This window comes from Paenibacillus medicaginis (genome assembly GCF_042138635.1).
GTDB lineage: Bacteria > Bacillota > Bacilli > Paenibacillales > Paenibacillaceae > Paenibacillus > Paenibacillus medicaginis.
The window spans coordinates 58,565-76,170 of sequence record NZ_JBHIRY010000020.1; the positions used below are offsets into that span (position 1 = coordinate 58,565).

Annotated in this window: 15 protein-coding genes; 11 read left to right on the forward strand and 4 right to left on the reverse strand. The window is 49.8% G+C overall.

All coding sequences use genetic code 11. From position 1 onward, the window contains the following. The first annotated feature begins 113 nt into the window (after positions 1 to 113). Entirely contained in the window at positions 114 to 1,355 is a 1,242-nt protein-coding gene (locus tag ACE5LO_RS18605; RefSeq protein WP_375521501.1) for an outer membrane protein assembly factor BamB family protein, read from the forward strand. Positions 1,356 to 1,715: 360 nt separating this feature from the next. Here ACE5LO_RS18605 and ACE5LO_RS18610 read toward each other — a convergent pair whose 3' ends face one another. The 3 genes from ACE5LO_RS18610 to ACE5LO_RS18620 form a co-directional block, all read right to left on the reverse strand. Continuing rightward, positions 1,716 to 2,006, reverse strand: coding sequence for a transposase (locus tag ACE5LO_RS18610; protein WP_375521548.1), 291 nt, complete (start codon positions 2,004 to 2,006; stop codon positions 1,716 to 1,718). 66 nt (positions 2,007 to 2,072) lie between these two features. Further along, positions 2,073 to 3,212, reverse strand: a complete 1,140-nt coding sequence (locus ACE5LO_RS18615) for an MGDG synthase family glycosyltransferase (protein ID WP_375521502.1) — start codon at positions 3,210 to 3,212, stop codon at positions 2,073 to 2,075. 49 nt (positions 3,213 to 3,261) lie between these two features. Beyond that, the gene (locus tag ACE5LO_RS18620; RefSeq protein ID WP_375521503.1) at positions 3,262 to 3,423 is read right to left on the reverse strand and encodes a hypothetical protein; all 162 of its coding nucleotides are present in this window, start codon (positions 3,421 to 3,423) and stop codon (positions 3,262 to 3,264) included. Positions 3,424 to 3,879: 456 nt separating this feature from the next. Between ACE5LO_RS18620 and ACE5LO_RS18625 the strand changes: the two genes are divergently transcribed. From ACE5LO_RS18625 to ACE5LO_RS18670, 10 genes are all read left to right on the forward strand, one after another. Further along, a complete protein-coding gene (locus ACE5LO_RS18625) occupies positions 3,880 to 4,068 on the forward strand; it encodes a hypothetical protein (protein WP_018887082.1) in 189 nt (62 codons plus the stop codon). Between the two features lie 155 nt (positions 4,069 to 4,223). Then, on the forward strand, positions 4,224 to 5,126 hold the full coding sequence (locus ACE5LO_RS18630; protein WP_375521504.1) for an ABC transporter ATP-binding protein: 903 nt from the start codon (positions 4,224 to 4,226) through the stop codon (positions 5,124 to 5,126). Then, entirely contained in the window at positions 5,119 to 6,426 is a 1,308-nt protein-coding gene (locus ACE5LO_RS18635) for an ABC transporter permease (RefSeq protein WP_375521505.1), read from the forward strand. Before ACE5LO_RS18630 ends, ACE5LO_RS18635 begins: the two co-directional genes overlap by 8 nt. Before the next feature lie 186 nt (positions 6,427 to 6,612). Next, positions 6,613 to 7,170 carry a pyridoxamine 5'-phosphate oxidase family protein gene (locus ACE5LO_RS18640; RefSeq protein WP_375521506.1) on the forward strand — a complete coding sequence of 186 codons (558 nt, stop codon included), beginning with the start codon at positions 6,613 to 6,615 and terminating at the stop codon, positions 7,168 to 7,170. Positions 7,171 to 7,554: 384 nt separating this feature from the next. Further along, entirely contained in the window at positions 7,555 to 9,279 is a 1,725-nt protein-coding gene (locus ACE5LO_RS18645) for a sensor histidine kinase (RefSeq protein ID WP_375521549.1), read from the forward strand. 40 nt (positions 9,280 to 9,319) lie between these two features. Beyond that, on the forward strand, positions 9,320 to 10,129 hold the full coding sequence (locus ACE5LO_RS18650) for a response regulator transcription factor (protein WP_375521507.1): 810 nt from the start codon (positions 9,320 to 9,322) through the stop codon (positions 10,127 to 10,129). Between the two features lie 160 nt (positions 10,130 to 10,289). Beyond that, a complete protein-coding gene (locus ACE5LO_RS18655; protein ID WP_375521508.1) occupies positions 10,290 to 11,195 on the forward strand; it encodes an ABC transporter permease in 906 nt (301 codons plus the stop codon). A 2-nt stretch (positions 11,196 to 11,197) separates the two neighbouring features. Further along, positions 11,198 to 12,067 (forward strand): carbohydrate ABC transporter permease, encoded by an 870-nt coding sequence (locus tag ACE5LO_RS18660; RefSeq protein WP_375521509.1) that lies wholly within the window; start codon positions 11,198 to 11,200, stop codon positions 12,065 to 12,067. A 13-nt stretch (positions 12,068 to 12,080) separates the two neighbouring features. Continuing rightward, complete coding sequence (locus tag ACE5LO_RS18665) at positions 12,081 to 13,652, forward strand: type 2 periplasmic-binding domain-containing protein (RefSeq protein WP_375521510.1); 1,572 nt, start codon at positions 12,081 to 12,083, stop codon at positions 13,650 to 13,652. Then, positions 13,649 to 16,315: a glycosylhydrolase-like jelly roll fold domain-containing protein gene (locus ACE5LO_RS18670; protein ID WP_375521511.1), complete on the forward strand. Its 2,667-nt coding sequence runs from the start codon at positions 13,649 to 13,651 to the stop codon at positions 16,313 to 16,315. Before ACE5LO_RS18665 ends, ACE5LO_RS18670 begins: the two co-directional genes overlap by 4 nt. Positions 16,316 to 16,455: 140 nt before the next feature. Here ACE5LO_RS18670 and ACE5LO_RS18675 read toward each other — a convergent pair whose 3' ends face one another. Further along, positions 16,456 to 17,598 (reverse strand): toxic anion resistance protein, encoded by a 1,143-nt coding sequence (locus ACE5LO_RS18675; protein ID WP_375521512.1) that lies wholly within the window; start codon positions 17,596 to 17,598, stop codon positions 16,456 to 16,458. Positions 17,599 to 17,606: the final 8 nt, after the last annotated feature.

Here is a 17,606-nt window from a genome sequence, read left to right on the forward strand (position 1 = left end):
CAGCTGTTAAAATAGATATAGAATCATAACTATGTTGCGTACATGCCGCCTGGATATGCGTTCTGGCGGTTTTGTGCGTTGAGCAGGGTTAAGAAGCAGGAGGTAAGATGATAGTGATTACGAAAAATTGGAAGTTGTGGGCAGGTGCCGCATTGACTGCGGTGCTGTTGACGGGGGCTCAGCCTGGAATAAGCTCTGCCGCGCAGGTGGAAGAAACGGCCGTGAAGCTGACACAGCCGGCCTTTTGGGTTGCTCCTGTTTTACCGGCTGCCGGTGGACAGAACAGCACAGAGCAGGCCGTGGAACGGAGCGTGCATGCCGTGCCTGATCAGGGGCTCGTATATATCTATACCCGCCAGGCTGTGCGTGCGGAGCAGGACATCACGGGTTATTTGGATATTTTGCAGGCTTATAATGATCAGACGGGTGAGCTGAAATGGCAGTATGAGCTGCATAAGGAAGGCAAGCCTTACGCTGCAAATACCCAGCTGATGTACACGGAGTCCGGAGAGATCTATATCTATGCCCAATACACGGATGGAACGGCCCGTATTCACGCCGTATCGTCGCAAGGAAAGGAGCTATGGGCTCAGGAAATCGCCAGCGGCAGTAAAGTCAGCCTTGTAAGCAGCAGCAAGCTGCTTGTCTATAAGGAAAGCGAGCCTTCCTGGGACGGATCGGTATCCACTACATTTACCCAATATTCTGATACAGGCAAGTTTATTAACCAGAGTATATTTAATGGCACAGTAATTTCTGCCGGGAACGGCAGGGTCGTGATGAATACGGACCGCAAGGTTAAGGCCGGTGAACAGTGGCAGAATACAGATCATCCGGGGATTAATATATTGGACGATTCCCTGGTCTTATTGGATTCTTATACTTTCCCTACCACCACCAAAATTTCCGGAGCTGGAAATCCGGTGATTGTTCTGGACGATGATACGCTGCTCATTCAGGCTGCGAGCGATACACAAGGAAGCATCCTGATCGGATTTGATGAGGATGGGGAGAAAAAGTGGGAACGCCTTGTTCCTGAAGGCGCCTTGATTGAACCGGCCGGTGCTGGAAGCTATGCGGTCTATGCCAATGGTAAAATCGAACTTTACAATGTGTTCAACAAGATGGTGGAACGCACGTTTACCTCTGTTCCTTCTGATGCTGTGAGCATGGAGCAAACAGAAGAAGGCAAGCTCCAATTGGTTCTTGGCTCTAACGTATATGTATTGGACCCGCAGACTCTGAAAACCGGCAAATTATATAAACTGAACTATCAGAACAGTCCTTACGATACGACGGACAAAGCTGTATTCTCGGTCGTGAACAACCAGCTTGAGAAAGGTTTGATCCGTTAGGCGGCAAGCTGTAGTGAATTAGTACTACATTTTCAAGAAAAAAAAGCCCCAACATCGGGGCTTTTTTGGTATAATCAGCTAGTACAACTTAACGGCTAACAAGGGCGGTCGGCTAATCTCCCGGAAGGGAGGTGAGGCTATCTTACCTTAAGAAATAGACCGCCCGAGCAAGGAATCGGTCTATTTCCAGCACTGAATTCCGACAGCCGACCGCTCTTTTAGCGGTGTTGTACGGGGACCGGCTGCAACCGGTCCTTTTTCTATTCTTATGTTACCATATAAAATTTATTCTTTTCAATAAATTTTCCTTCCGAATTGTAGTGATAACAATAACATTCGGAAGCGATGATATGGGAGACGTCAAGGGTGTCCAGGATGGCCGCTCTTCTTTTCCTTCCGCGGATGCGTAATTTTCCCCAGCTTGTCCGTGTCGTTTTCCTTGGGAACAAGCCGCTCATCCGTCTTTCCTTCATGGTGGTTGTCGAAGGCATACTCGGTCAGCTTCCATTCGCTTTTTCCCAGCACCAGATCTGCCGGAAAATGCTGTCCCCGCTTCAGATGCTGCGCATGGCCGTCTTCATCCTCATACACACCGTCAATTTCTACATTTTCTCCCGAAAGCGGGAGCATATCTTTATCGTCAGAACTCATAATGTCTCCTTCCGTCACGCGTCCTCCTGGTTAAAATACCCGCCGGAAAAATAAATTATGCACAACTCAGACGGAGGCGGTGACGGGAGCAAACCATTTGCTCATGATATCATCGGCGATGGTTTCCGCCGCACGGGGCTTGCAAAGACGACTGACTGCCTGTTTCATTCGCTCTGCCTGCACAGGATGCGTAAGCAGCCCATTGACCTGTCCGATCAGCTCCTCCGCATGGCGGGACAGCAGGGCCGCACCTTTTCCTTGCAGATAGAGGGCGTTATTCAGTTCTTGGCCCGGAACGGGGCGATAAATCAGAATCGGCAGTCCGGAGGCGATGCTTTCCGCCAGGGTGATGCCGCCGGGCTTGGTGATGACCATATCGCTTGCTTTCATCAGAGAGGGGATGTGATCCACGTAGCCGAAGGTATGAATATCCGGCTGCTCGGCAAATTCCTGGTCCAGCTCGGACTTCAGCGCTTCGTTCCGGCCGCACACGATCAGTACGCGCACATCCGGGAGAAGCATGAGGCCGTGGCAGATGTCACGAATGCCTGACAGTACGCCGAAGGCTCCGGCCATCAGGAGCACGGTACGCTTGCCCGAAGCCGCTAATTCGCTGTTGTCCAGCCACAGGGACTCGTCTGCAGCTGTACTGAATGAAGGATGAATCGGTATCCCGCTCGCAACGACGCGGTCCGGATGCACACCTCGCGCTTTGGCTTCAAGCTTCATATCCTCAGTTGGAACATAGTAGCGGTCGATATCCGGATGCAACCAGCGTCCGTGCAGATCAAAGTCTGTAAGCACATTGACGATCGGCAGATTCATGCCCGTCCGGCGCCGCAATGCAGGCAGGGCCAGCTGCGGGAAGGTGTGAATCACCAGATCCGGCTGCACATGCGCCAACGTCTCCTGCAGCTTGCGCATGCCGAAGGAATGCAGGACGCTGCCGAACGGAGATCTGGCCTGCATATCCTTGGTCAGGTTGTACACCCAGCCGTAAATTTGCGGGATCGTTTTAAAGCTCTGCATATATACGAATTTGGTCAACTCATTCAGCATTGGATGAGCCTCGGCCATCAGATCGAGCAGAACAACTTCGCAGCTGCCCCGCTTGCGGAGCGCAGCCTCAATTGCACGTGAAGCCTGATAATGTCCGTTGCCATAGCTGGCGTACAAAATTAAAATTTTCGGCTTTGCGTTCCCCATGTTGATGCCCCCATTATTCAACCATCTGTTTTCATTATACGCTCATGGTTCAGGTCCCGCCAAAAACTCCTCGTTTTGGGATACTTGGCCCGGATGATTTCGTCTGCACGCATGAGCAGATGCTCGTCTGCGTATGATCCTTCATGCTGTACTGCAGACCACGCGGGAGGATGGCGATCGGTATGCTGCGCATGGGGATATACTTGTCCACGACGCAGGTCCCCTTTTTCCCGCCAACTTTTGCGGATGGATGTATTATAGCCTGTTGAACCAGGATAAAAGTAATATTTCTGTAATGTTTGTATAACAGCCGCTTCCTTTAATATTGTGCTGATGTTTGTAAGGTATACTGCAATTAATTGCCTAAGCCATTTACCGCCGAAAGTCCGATGTATATTATATCCCCCTGTAGTACAGTACTAAGAAAAAATAGACAGAAAAATGTGGCTTTACCTGGAAAATGAATCTGGCTCCTGAATATGATATAATGTGATTGAGATTCAGGCAGAATCCATTCGGGTAAGTCTAGTGTCAGGTATACGACCATTTGGAACGTTCCCGACCTAAGCTGTATTCTACTTGCTACTTCAAATGTATATGACGTAATGACTTTGCAGCATTCTCTTCAACGAAGCATTTATTTCCAACGTTTTGGGAGGGAGTTAACATGGCAACGAAAGGTCATAACGAAGTAAAGGAAAGTCTGCGGGAGATGACTCGAATTTTCCGGCCAAAGGATCCCAAAAAGTTTGTAAAAGAATACGTACGCAAGTACCGGATTACCGGAGGATATGAAGAGGAGCTCACCCTTGTGGTTGAAAATGAGCTTGGTCGCCTGAATTCTTCTGTCTCTTGAGCCTTAAGTCACTGATATCAACATTCAGCGCATCGGCAACGCCGTTCTTTTCACGTTAACGTGGTAAGGAACGGCTTTTTTGTGTTTGTTGAGGAGGATTCATACACCTGGATGCTGGAATACTTAAGATATGGTCTGAGAAAGGGGAATGAGGCATGAGTATGCTGCAGCTGGAACAGGTTGTGAAGCAGTATGGGGAGAAGACGGCCGTCAACGGGGTGTCTTTGCAGGTGAACAGTGGTGAAATCTATGGTTTATTGGGGGGCAATGGCGCTGGCAAAACCACAACGATGCGTATGGTGCTGGGGTTGATCTACCCGGATGGCGGGCGCATTCTGTATGACGGCAAGCCGTACAACGCCGAGCTCCAGCACAAAATGGGATATTTGCCGGAAGAGCGGGGACTGTATCCGAAGGTAAAGGTCAGCGAGCAGATCATTTACCTCGCCAGGCTGCGCGGCATGTCTGCCAAGGAAGCGGACCAAAGCCTGCGTTACTGGCTGGACCGTTTCGGCGTGCCGGAATATTACGATAAGAGGATCGAGGAGCTGTCCAAGGGCAATCAGCAGAAAATGGGCTTTGTCGCCGCGGCTGTTCATCGTCCGCCGATCATGGTGCTGGATGAGGCTTTCAGCGGTCTGGACCCTGTCAATGTCGAGCTGCTGAAGGACACGGTCAAAGAGCTGCGCGATCAGGGCACAGCCATCCTGTTCTCCACCCACCGGATGGAGCATGTCGAGGAGCTGTGCCGCAATATTACCATTTTGCACCGCTCCAACACGGTGGTACAAGGGGATATCAAGGAAATTAAAGACCGTTACCCACGCGAAAAGGTCCGCCTTGTGACCTCCGGCGAGATCCAGGGGCTTGATGCAATTCCCGGTGTGCGCAGGGTGGAAAGGCTCGCAAGCGGCTGGATGCTGTATATCGATAAAGAAGCGGCAGCACAGCGCATTTTGCAAACGGCCATGGCCCAGGGAGATGTTCTCCGCTTCGAGATTATGGAGCCTACACTGAATGAAATTTTCATCAAGGAGGTTGGCGAAGCTCATGAATAAAATGGGTACGGTGATCGGCTTTACTTTCCGGCAAAAGGCCCGGACCAAATCTTTTATATGGACCACTATTATATTGGCGCTGCTGCTTACGATTGCCATGAATATTCCTTTTCTGATTTCCATCTTCAAGGGAGATGAGACGGGAACAACGGGCGGGAAGCAACCGGTGCAAATCGCGCTGATTGCAAATGAATACACAACAGCCGCTGAGGAGCTGGAGCAATACAGTTTGACCCAGTCTGTCCCCCCTGTCCAATGGACCCGCTATCCAGGCATCCATGACAATGGATTAAAAACCGCCATTGCAGATGAGAAGGTAAAAGGGTACGTTGAACTGGTTAAGGCTGAGGACGGGGGAATGTTCCCGCTGGTCCGTTATACTTCCGTGGACGATGAACCGTCACAGGATGTGATTTCCCTCCTGCAGTCAGGGCTGCAGCATGCCAAGGCCAAAGCTGTGGCCGGAGATACGCTGTCAGCGGAGCAGCTTGCGCAAATCACCGAGCCGGTGGCCATCGACAGCAGGGAGGTCAGCAGCGCTGAAGCAGGCGGTACGGATGGCACGGCGGCGAAAGCGAATGTCGGGACCATCAACTATGTCGTAATCTATGTGCTGATGATTCTGTTTTTCACATCGGCCATGATGACCGGCAATATGATCGCTGCCGAGGTCACGGCCGAGAAGAGCTCTCGTGTGATGGAAATCCTGATCACGAGCGTGTCACCTTTGACACAGATGTTCGGTAAAATCATCGGTATCTTTATTGTTGGTCTGCTGCAGATTTTTGTGTTTGCCCTGGTTGTGGGGGGGAATCTTATGCTGCCACACAACGAGTCTATATTGAGCGGGTTTAATATGAGGCTTGCAGATCTGAACTATGAAGTGCTGATTTATGGACTGATCTTCTACATTTTGGGTTACTTCTTATATGGCGTGCTGTTCGCCGCGGTTGGTTCGATTGTTAGCCGCACGGAAGATCTGGGCCAAGCCGTGATGCCCATCACGATGCTGTCGCTGGTTGCGTTTTATATTGGTATCTTCAATATTAGCGCATCGGATAACATGCTGGTGAAGGTGGCCAGCTACATCCCGTTCACATCGCCGACGGTCATGCTGCTGCGCATCGGGCTCGACCGCGTCGCCGCCTGGGAGGTCTTGATTTCACTCGCGCTGCTGGTCGTAGCGATCCTTGTCTTCGGCTGGATCGCGGCGAAGATTTACCGGACCGGCGTGCTGATGTACGGCAAGCGTCCGACAATCAAGGAGCTGCGTAAGGCGATGAAGGCGTACAAAATATGAGGAGGGGCAATATGCAAGGTAAGAATATATTTAATTTTTGCAGCGGCTTCGAATACAATGAACGTATAGTCAAAGCGCGAGGTCACCGCGGCAGCAAATGATTGTCCCGAATGCCATAGTTCGTGCTGCCGAGGTGCTGTTCACGCGTTATTCGAACTAAAATACAAGTTTTGCGGAGGGATTCAATTGGGAAAACAATTTACGGCCATGCTTCCCGAGCATATGGCTTTTATCCGGAAGCAGCACCTGTTCTTTGTCGGAACGGCGCCCATGTCGCGGGATGGGCATGTCAACCTGTCGCCGAAGGGATATGACAGTTTTCGGATTATGTCCGAGTCTAAGGTCGCGTATTTGGATTTGACCGGCAGCGGCAATGAGACCAGCGCCCATCTCGAAGAGAACGGTCGAATCACGATTATGTTCTGCGCATTTCAGGGGCCGCCGAACATCCTGCGGCTGTACGGAACCGGAACCGTAATTCTCCCGGAGGACAGCGAGTGGGAGGGAGTATACGGAATGTTCGATCCGCTGCCTGGAGTCCGGCAGATCATTGTGGTTGATATTCACAAAGTGCAGACTTCCTGCGGTTATGCAGTTCCGTTCATGTCGTACGAAAAGGAGAGGGACACGCTCCGGCGGTGGGCGGAACAAAAAGGCGAAGAAGGCTTGCGCAGCTACAAGCAGGAAAAGAACATGAGCAGCCTTGACCGATTGCCGACGTCCCTAGGAAAACGAAACGTATAGGGACCTCCATATAAAAATGTCTCGCCCTGTTCCACTTGCCAAAGCAACGTGCGGGCGAGATCTCTTAGTGCTATTAAACCTTGGAATGTTGCTTATAGTCAATGATTTGTTGACTTATAAGTCTTGTACGCGCTTACAAACAATAATATACGATTTGTAGCGAAACCGCTCAACAGGTCATTTTTATGTTTCAGCGGGGTCATTTTTAAGGGGATATCAAAGTCCCTGTAGCTACTTTACAATGCAGGCCTTAAAATGAGGGGGAAATGTTTTACCAGGGAAGGGATGAGTATGGAGCATAAGCGTTGGAGCCGAAAGATAGCCTCAATGATAAGAAATATGAAGTTTCAAAATAAATTAATGGCAGGTTACCTATTGGCTTGTGTGATTCCGCTGATCATTGTAAGCGTCATCATTTTTCGGCAGGCGGCAGTGGAATTGGAGAGCTCATCCGAGGAATTTGCTGCTTTGTACACGTCCCAGATCAGGATTTCATTGAATAAATTCATGAAAGAATATGACCAGATCACCAAGTCCGTATTAGTTGATAACGATATAATTTACAAGCTTGGCGAAGAACGAAAGATGTCCATAGATGAATTGGTCCTCCAGAGGGTTACCGTACAGAAGCTGCTGATGCGTGTCGCCTTGCTGGAGCCGGAGATCAGCAGTCTCATGCTCATCAGTCGGGATAACAGTGTCTACCAGTATACTAATACGACAAGCAGAGTGAATGAAACCGCACTCTTAACGCAGGAGTGGTTCAAGCGGATCCGCAGCTCAGACGATACATTTTTCATAACCGGGCTGCATGATCGCATGTACTACGATGACAAAGGAGAGGGTGCCGTAGTCACCGTGGGAAGGGTGCTTCTCAATGCCGACGGCGCGTATGCTGGCGTGCTGCTTATTGATCTGGACCCCTTCATGCTGCTGCAGCTGGACAATGATTTTGTGCTGGCCCGCGATAAATATGGCATAAGTGTCGTCATAAGCAATCACCTTGGGGAAATTGTTTATCATTCTGAGGCTGCCAGCGGCCGGATGAGCTGGACGAAGCTGCTGGAATCAGGCAGGGATTATACGAAGGATGCTGGGACTCCTGAGCGGATCATTTTATCCGAGCAGACCCAAGCGGGTGAGCTTTTCATCAAGACCGAAATTCCACGGTCGAAGCTACTTCTGAGGATTAGCAAAATCCAGGCAGTTACCGTAGTAGTCATCCTGGTGAGCGGTCTGATTGTAACCCTGATCTCCATGGGATTAAGTTATCATATCACGAAGCCGATCAAGGCGCTCCGCAAAAGTATGAGGAAGGCGGAAGGCGGTCAATATGTGCCGATTCCGCATCATCAATCCAACGATGAGATAGGAGGCCTGGTCCAAAGCTATAACAAAATGATCGTCACCATTCGCACTTTGATTGAAGACGTATATATCGCCGAGATCAAGCAGCGCAAAGCCAAATTGCTGGCGCTTCAGAACCAGATCAACCCCCATATGCTGTACAATACATTGGAATCCATTAGAATGAAAGCGCTTGCCAAGGAAGATGAGGAAGTCGCCGATATGATCAAAATCCTGGCACGGATGTTTCGGCTGGCCTTGGGCAAGGAAGACGGGCAGTATTTGGTAAAGCATGAAGTGCAGTATACGATGAATTATTTGCAGCTCCAGAACATCCGGTTCGATCATCGCTTCAAGCTGCATATCAGGCTGCCCGAGGAAATTCAGCAGTGCAGCATCATTCCGCTGGTTTTGCAGCCCATCGTGGAGAACAGCATTAACCATGGTTTTCAGGGCTACAGCCGACCGATGAATATTACCATTGAAGGCATGTGCACAGGAGATGGAGGCATTGTCATCCGCATTACGGATGATGGAATCGGGATGCTGCCGGCCAAGCAAGCAGAGCTGTATGATCGCCTGAAGGAAGCAGAGACGGATAAGTATAGGCTGGAGCAAACGGATGAATTGGAAGAGAATGGATTAGGCCTCAAAAATATTGCTGAACGCATCAAGCTGCATTACGGGAACCAATATTACTTGTCTTTCTCTTCAGTCTATGGAATAGGCACGACTGTCGAAATTTATATCCCCGGAACTTGAATCAATCCTGTCTGAAACGAAAGGGAAAGGGTGAGCTGAGATGAAGATGGTTATCGTGGATGACGAAAAAGGGATTGTGGACGGACTTCATAAGATGATCGGCCGCTACATTCCCGAATGTGAGATGATCGGCGCAGCTTATAATGGTCTGGATGGATTCAAACTGATTCTGGAGCGGCAGCCGGACATTGTGATTACAGATATCCGCATGCCTCAGGCAGACGGTCTGGAGATGATCCGGATGCTGAAGGAGGAGGCGTGTCATGCCAAATTTATTCTCTTGAGCGGGTATGCGGAGTTCGAATACGCCCGCAAGGGCATGCAACTGGGCGTTCAGTTCTACATCAACAAGCCGGTGGAAGAAGAGGAACTGCAGGACTGTGTTTACAAGATGATGGAGGCCATCCGCTCTGAACGGGCCAGGCAGCAAGAGGTATACAACTTAAAGCAGCAGGTGCACAACCGGATGGTGGAGAGTGCATTTCGAGATCATATGGATGCTGGTGGTGATAACATTCCCCGGAAGAAGGATATCATTACGGAGATCAAGCAGTATGTGACGGAGCACTATAGCGAACCGATCAGCCTGGCGGATTTATCCGCCCGTTTCTTTATCAATCCGTATTATTTGAGCCAGCTGTTCAAGCAAAAGACGGGGGAAACGTATCTGAACTATTTGGCACAAACCCGGATCAATAAGGCAAAGGAGCTGCTGATCAGAACGGATTTGAAGGTCTATGAAATATGCCAAAGGGTCGGTTACTCCGATGCACAGCATTTTGCCCGCTTATTTGAAAAATTGACAGGATGCAAGCCGAGCGAATACCGTAAAAACCCGCTTAGGGAATAATCATGATTCGTCCTTTCGCCGATTCACAGGCGGGAGGATTTTTTTGTACAGCTAAAAAATGGCCCTGTGAAAACTTAAAAACGTCCCTTTGTGCGTTTTGCTTCCCGAAAGTATAGTGAATGTAAGCGGATACAACAAAGCGCATACAGGGGGGATAAAATTGAAAAGCAGTAATCTTCATCATATGAAGGTGTATTGGCCACTATATGTGATGGCGATTCCAGGAATCGTTTTTCTCATCGTATTTAAATTCATTCCGCTGGGCGGTGCTGTCATCGCCTTCAAGGACTATTCGGTTTTTCAAGGGTTTATCGACAGTCCCTGGGTTGGCCTCAAGCATTTTGAGACCCTGCTTCACCATCCGGATTTCGCTCGCGTGTTCGGCAATACACTGATGCTGGGATTTTTCAAGCTCGTATTGATTTTCCCGGTGCCCGTTTTGCTGGCACTGATGATCAATGAGATTCGAAAATCGGCGTTGAAGAAAGGAATCCAGACCGCTCTGTACATTCCGCACTTTTTGTCCTGGGTTATCGTTGGCGGTATTCTCTTCGATTTCTTTTCGTTAAGCGGTTTGTTCAACATGATCATCGGGTGGTTTGATCAGGAAGCTGTGCTGGCCATGCAAGAAAGCGCATACTTTAGACCCATTTACGTGCTTGCTTCGATATGGAGAGACGCCGGATGGGGGACCGTGGTGTATATGGCCGCCATTAGCGCGATCGACCCGCAGCTCTATGAATCGGCGATGATCGACGGCGCCTCCAAGTTCAGGCAAATCCGCCACATTACATTTCCGCTTCTTTTGCCTACCGTTCTGGTGCTGTTCTTGCTCGAGATAGGCAATTTCCTGGATCTTGGCTTTGATCAAGTATATAATCTGCTCACTCCAATGACCTACAACGTAGGAGATATCCTGGATACGTATGTGTTCCGGACCGGCATTCAGCAGGGGCAGTACAGTTTTGCTACGGCGGTAGGGCTGTTTCAATCGGTGATTGGATTTATGATGGTGTACACCTTCAATAAGCTGTCGAAGAAAGTGTCGGATGGGGGGCTATGGTAGGCATGCTTGAATCGAGAGGGGAAAAAGTATTCGTTACCGCAATCACCGTCTTTCTCATCCTGTTTTCTATCATAGCGCTCGTACCGCTCCTGTCCGTAATCGCAACCTCGTTCAGTTCCAAAAGTGCTGTGGACATGAACCTGGTAACGTTATGGCCGAAGCAATTTACGCTTGACTCATGGAAACACATCATCGACCGTCCCGACTTATGGAAATCTTTCTTCCTGACGCTCGGCTCGACGTTAATCGGAACAGTATTGGCACTTTTGATGACTGCCTTGTTCGCCTACCCGTTGTCGAAGTCCGAGTTTCGCTGGGGCTCCGTCATTATGGTGGGTGTTGTGATCGCCATGATCTTCAAGGCGCCTATCGTGCCATACTTCCTGACGGTGCGCAGTATCGGCCTTTATGATAATCCGCTGGTTCTGGTCGTGCCGCATATTCTGAATCCATTCAATCTAATCATTATGAGAACCTTCTTCAAGCAATTCTCCAAGGAATTGGAGGAAGCGGCCTTGCTTGAGGGCTGCGGATATTTCCGCATGCTGTTCCAATTCGTGCTTCCGCTGTCCAAGGCCGTACTGGCAACGCTTGCTTTATTCTACGGTGTTGTGTTGTGGAACCAATTTCAGCATCCGCTTTTTTTCCTGCAGGATCCAAACTGGTTTCCGCTGCAGATCAAGATACGACAGTTCATCACCGACGGCAACGTGATTATGGCAGGCGCCCCCTCCACGGCTGATCTTAATTATAACGAGCGCACTTTAAGAGCAGCGACCGTTATTTTTGCCATCATTCCGATCATTCTGGTGTATCCGTTCCTGCAAAAATATTTTGTCAAAGGAGCCATGATTGGCTCGGTAAAAGGGTGAAGGGGGAGAAAAGATGAATTTCAAAAAGATTGGTTTATTATTAGCGGCGGGTATGCTTACAATTACTACTGTAAGCGGTTGCGGTGGATCCGAAGGTTCATCAGCTGCTGACCAGAATCAAACCTCTGACGGAGTTGTCGATATTGAAGTGTGGGGAACGAACATCGGCTACCAACCGATCGAAAAAGGGAGCAAGCTGTACGAATTTTATAAGGAAAAGCTTGGCGTGGGTGTTATCCATCCGTATGTGGAATGGAACGGGGGCACCAACTATCTTAATCAGCTAAACCTGAAAATTGCCGCCAATGAAATGCCGGACCTGTTCTTGCCTAAGGAGGGGATTGAAGACAGCCTGGCCAAAAACGGTGCGATTGCAGACTTGACTGAGCTGCTGCCGAAACATGCACCGAATTTGTGGGAAGCCATTCCACAGGAGATGTGGGATGTGGTCAAGGCGAACGACCCTACCGGTCAGGGGAGAATCTATTATATTCCCGGTATGGTGGATTACGGGAGATATGCCGGCCTGATCCGGAAGGATTGGCTCGACAAGGTGGGTTTGCCCATGCCAAAGACCCAGGACGAATATGTAAAGGTGCTGGAGGCATTCCGGGACAAGGATCCCAATGGCAATGGCCAGAAGGATGAGCTTCCAACCGGCGGCCGGGAGCAAGCCCGCTGGATGGATCATTTGTTCGCCATGTACGGGGTAGCCATGTTCGAAGGTTATCCGGACTGGGACATTTACAATGGTGAGCTGACTTATTCCGCAGTCACTCCGAATATGAAAGCGGCACTGGAGTTCATCGCCAAGCTGTACAAGGAAGGATTGATCGACAAGGAATCCCTTTTGAACACTAAAGATAAATGGGACGGCAAGATTCACTCGGATAAGGTAGGGAATTACTTCCATTGGGTAGAATCCGGCTATTTACCCTTGGAAAATCTTTATAAGAACACGGGCGTGAAGGCACAATTCGAAGTACTCCCCATCCCGGAAGTCCCGGGCTTCAAGGGGTTCTATACCTGGAAGAGGTTTACGCCTCCGGGCTGGGTAGTCAAGAACAACAAAGATGAGAAGAAGCTGATGGCCACCCTGAAGCTGCTGAACAATATGTACGATAAGAAGAATGTGAAGGATCTGTACCTTGGTGTGGAAGGAATGCATCATACGATCAAGGACGGCAAACCCACTAGGCTTCCGGATGATAAAAGTACACAACAAAATCTGATTCTTGATCCGTATGCCAAAATATCCACCCTTGATTTCATGATTGATCTGAACAAGAGTACAGCTTCAGAAGATAGAATGTGGGCCATTGATCAGGTGAATCGAAATATGCAGGAAGCTCAGAAGTATGCCAAAGTCATAGCCGGTGACGGCATGCCGGCCAGCGTATACGACGGCTTCCCGGACATTAACAATCGTACACTGTACGTGGAATACGCCACCAAGATTACCCTCGGGCAGTACCCGATCAGCAAGTTCGACGAATTCGTCGACAAGTGGAATCAATCGGGGGGTGAAGAAGTTACGAAGCGGGCCAGAGAATGGTATGCGAAAGCGAAGAAGGGGCAATCATGAGAAATCGTCTAATGGAAGTGCTAGCTGGTCAAGAACAAAACTATATTCTTCCTTTTCTCTGGCAGCATGGCGAGGAAGAGCAAGTGATTCGGGAAGAGATGGCCCGTGTGCATGAAGCCGGAATCGGGGCTGTTTGCGTGGAATCCCGGCCCCATCCGGACTTTCTCGGACCGAGATGGTGGATGGATATGGATATTATTATGGATGAAGCCCGGAATCGCGGCATGAAGGTATGGATTCTTGATGACGATCATTTTCCAACAGGACATGCGGGAGGCAAGGTGAAGGAGGCTCCGGAGGTGCTTCATCGCATGTTCTTGGGTGAACGTTATATCGATACCCTCGGTCCTGCCAAGGGAGCATCTCTGTTGCTGGATACCTTGCTGATGCAGGGGCTTCGGCCGACGATCTCATTGACTCAACACGCGAGCGGCAAAAATAAGCTGGTCTCAATTGTCGCGGTCCGCCGCGATCCATCCAATGGAACATTGCTCAATGATTGTGTCGACATCACTGACCTTGTGCACGACGGCATCCTTTATTGGGATATCCCAGATGGGTATTGGCGAGTATTTATTATTTCAGAAAATAAGCATGGTGGCAGTACAGCGCAGAAGGATTATTTGAACCCGCTGGATCGGGATTCCGTTCGTATTTTGCTTGATACGGTATATGAAGCTTTTTACGAACGGTACAAAGCGGATTTCGGCAAGACATTTGCCGGCTTCTTTTCAGATGAACCCGGTTTTTACAATGATGAGAAAACTTTTGACTTTAATTCTAAGCCCGGAAAACAGGGAGTGGCGCTTCCGTGGAGCCGGGAGATGCCGGCTTTATTTGAAGAGGCGTTAGGTGCGGACTTTCGTAAGCTTCTATATCTTCTCTGGCAGGATGCGGGAGAACCGTCGAATATTGTGCGGTACACTTATATGAATCTCGTCAGCAAGCTTTATGCGGACCATTTCTGCAGCCAAATCGGAGTCTGGTGCAGAGCCCGCGGGGTGGAATACATCGGACATGTGCTGGAGGACAATAACGTTCATGCAAGGCTTGGTCCCGGTGCCGGACATTTCTTCCGCTCGCTCTGGGGCCAAGACATGTCGGGCCTTGATGTAGTGCTGTGGCAGATCGTTCCCGGCTTTGATGAATTATCTTTCCGCCAGCCGACGGGGGAGACGGATAGTGAGTTTTACCACTATGGTCTCGCTAAGCTTGCTGTGTCGCTTGGGCACATCGATCCGAAAAAACAAGGCCGGACGATGTGTGAAGTGTATGGGGCATACGGCTGGACGGAAGGGTTAAAGCTGATGAAGTGGCTCACAGATCACATGCTTGTTCGCGGCGTCAACTATTTTGTCCCGCATGCTTTTACCCAGAAAGCTTTTCCGGATCCGGATTGTCCGCCACATATGTATGCGAGCGGGAAAAATCCGCAGTACCGCTACTACAAGCATTTAAATCGCTATATCAATCGAATCAGTCACCTGATTTCAGGCGGTAGGCATGTGGCGACAGCAGCTGTTCTATATCACGCTGAAGCCGAATGGTCCGGGGAAGCGATGTATTTTCATAAACCCGTGAAAACATTGATGCAGCATCAGATCGACTGTGACGTTCTGCCTGTCGATGTTCTTTTGGAAGCGGCCAGCGTGAAAGACAACAAGCTGCATGTAAATTACGAGGATTACGAGTGCCTGATCGTGCCCTATGCAGAAGCGCTTCCGGCGGCGATAGTGCGGCGCCTGGTCCAGTTGGCCGAACAGGGATTGCCCGTTCGCTTTGTTGAGGGGCTGCCGGAACGATCGAGCGAGGGTATTGATGTTTCTGCTGAGCTGTCTCGTCTTGCTGATCACAGAAATGTTACGATGGTTGCCTTGAACAAGTTGGCGGATGAACTCATTGCAGACGGACATTACGATATCATCGTCGAAACATATGAACCGTATCTTCGAAACTATCGCTATCTTCATGACGATTTGGACGTGTTTATGTTCTTTAACGAAAGCCCGCATCAAACGATTCGCACGAAGGTGGTTTTACCTGTCCAGGGCGATGTTTATGCCTATGATGCCTTCCTGAACCGCTTGACCTGTTTGCATGCAACCGGGAGGGACGGTGCGAGAATGGTGCAGCTTGTCCTGCATCCGTATGAATCCATCGTGCTGCTCTATGGAACCGCCCTTGAAGGATACGCTACTGCGCCACCGTGGTATGCGTCGGATGCGGGTTATGAGCTTGATGGTGAATGGACTGTTTGCACCGCAGATGCAGAACAATATCCTCATTTCAAGGAATGGGGAAAATTGATGGCCTTAACGAACATGAGTGGTCCTGATGAATTGTCACGATTTACTGGCACCTTTCGTTATGAAAAGGAATTTGAATGGAATGAATCCGCAAACCAGGCTCTGTTGGATTTGGGTGAAGTTTATGAAACGGCAGAGGTATGGTTAAACGGCGAGCAAATAGGTGTCCGCATTTGTCCGCCTTACCGCTTGGAGATCAATGGTCCGCTGAAGAAAGGCAAAAACAAGCTGGTCATCGAAGTTACAAATACGCTGGTGAAAGATCAGCCTGACTTCTTGTCATCTTTTGCACAGCAGGAACCAAGCGGACTTATCGGGCCGGTCCGGGTGATAAGCACCATGATGTCCAAAGCTTGAAAGCCATCGAACTTAGTTATGCCCCAGGCCATTCCAAGGATTGACGTATCTAAAGGGATTCGATATCCCAAAGAGGGGCCTGCTGCTTGCTTCCATCCGGTATGGAAACAAGCAGCAGGCCCCAATATGCAGCACCGAGCCTACAGCCCGAGCTTCTGGCCCTTCTCCAGACGCCGGATCTGCTGCTCACCCGTGTCTGCCAGCTCGCGGAACTGATCAATCGTCTGTCGCATACGCGGAAGCGCCTCCTGCTTATAGGTGCTGATCGAGTCGAGCGCTGCCAGCACATCGCTGAAGGCCTGCTTCATCGTGTCTACGGAAATGCTGGCCTCCAGCGCCTGCTTCTGAATGTCTGCCCCCTGGTTTTTGAGCAGCCGGGAGGTGCCGGAGATCAGATCATTAGTCGTCTGATTCAGCAGCTCAATCTTCTTGAGCACAATCTTCTGATTATAAAGCGCGCTGGCTACGGTAACGGCGATCTTCAAGGCAGACACCGTGACGTTCTTGGCACGATCGACCCCACGGATAAGCTCCTTGTTATTGCGGATAACCACTTCAATGGCCATGATTCCCTGCTGATTGACGACCAGCATCTGCTGCAAATCCATGACCCGCTGCCGGAGAGGGAACAGCACCTCTTCGGTAATGAAGCGGATTTTCTCAGGATCCTCGTCACGCAGCCTGGCTGCTTCAATTTGCGCATCTATGGACTCATCCATCAGCATGCCAAGCTGAATTTCCTTCTGCAATCTCTTGGTCAGCTCGCGCAAGCTCTGCTGCTCAATCTCCAGCGTTGTATTATCATTCTTCAAGGTAGCTCGGCCCTTATTCAGCGAATTTACGATATCCCCGATTACGGAATCGGCTCGTTCGAATTTCAGAAAGTAAGCGCGAAGCGGGTTGAACAATTTACCGAGCAGGCCTTTTTTCGCAAAATCAATGATACTCGGATCCAAATCCTTGAGCTGAATATGCAGCTCTGTCAAATCCTTGGCCACCTGACCACCTTCGTCTCCGGTCTTGGACAAATGTCCGACAGACACTTGAAGCAGGGCGTTCTTTTCCGAGGAGGATCCCATCGTGTTCAACCCGAAGCTCTCAATGGATTTCATAATTTCGCGGCGTTTATCCAGCGAATCCATGTCCAGTGTCATGATCATCTCTACATTGGATTGCGCTACAGCCTGCAGCTCGGCGACTTCGGCCGGAACAGGCTTCGTTTCTTCCTCAATCACTGCTTGAATCTCTTGTTCACTTGGGATTTCCATAGTAAATGATGACATATTAACTC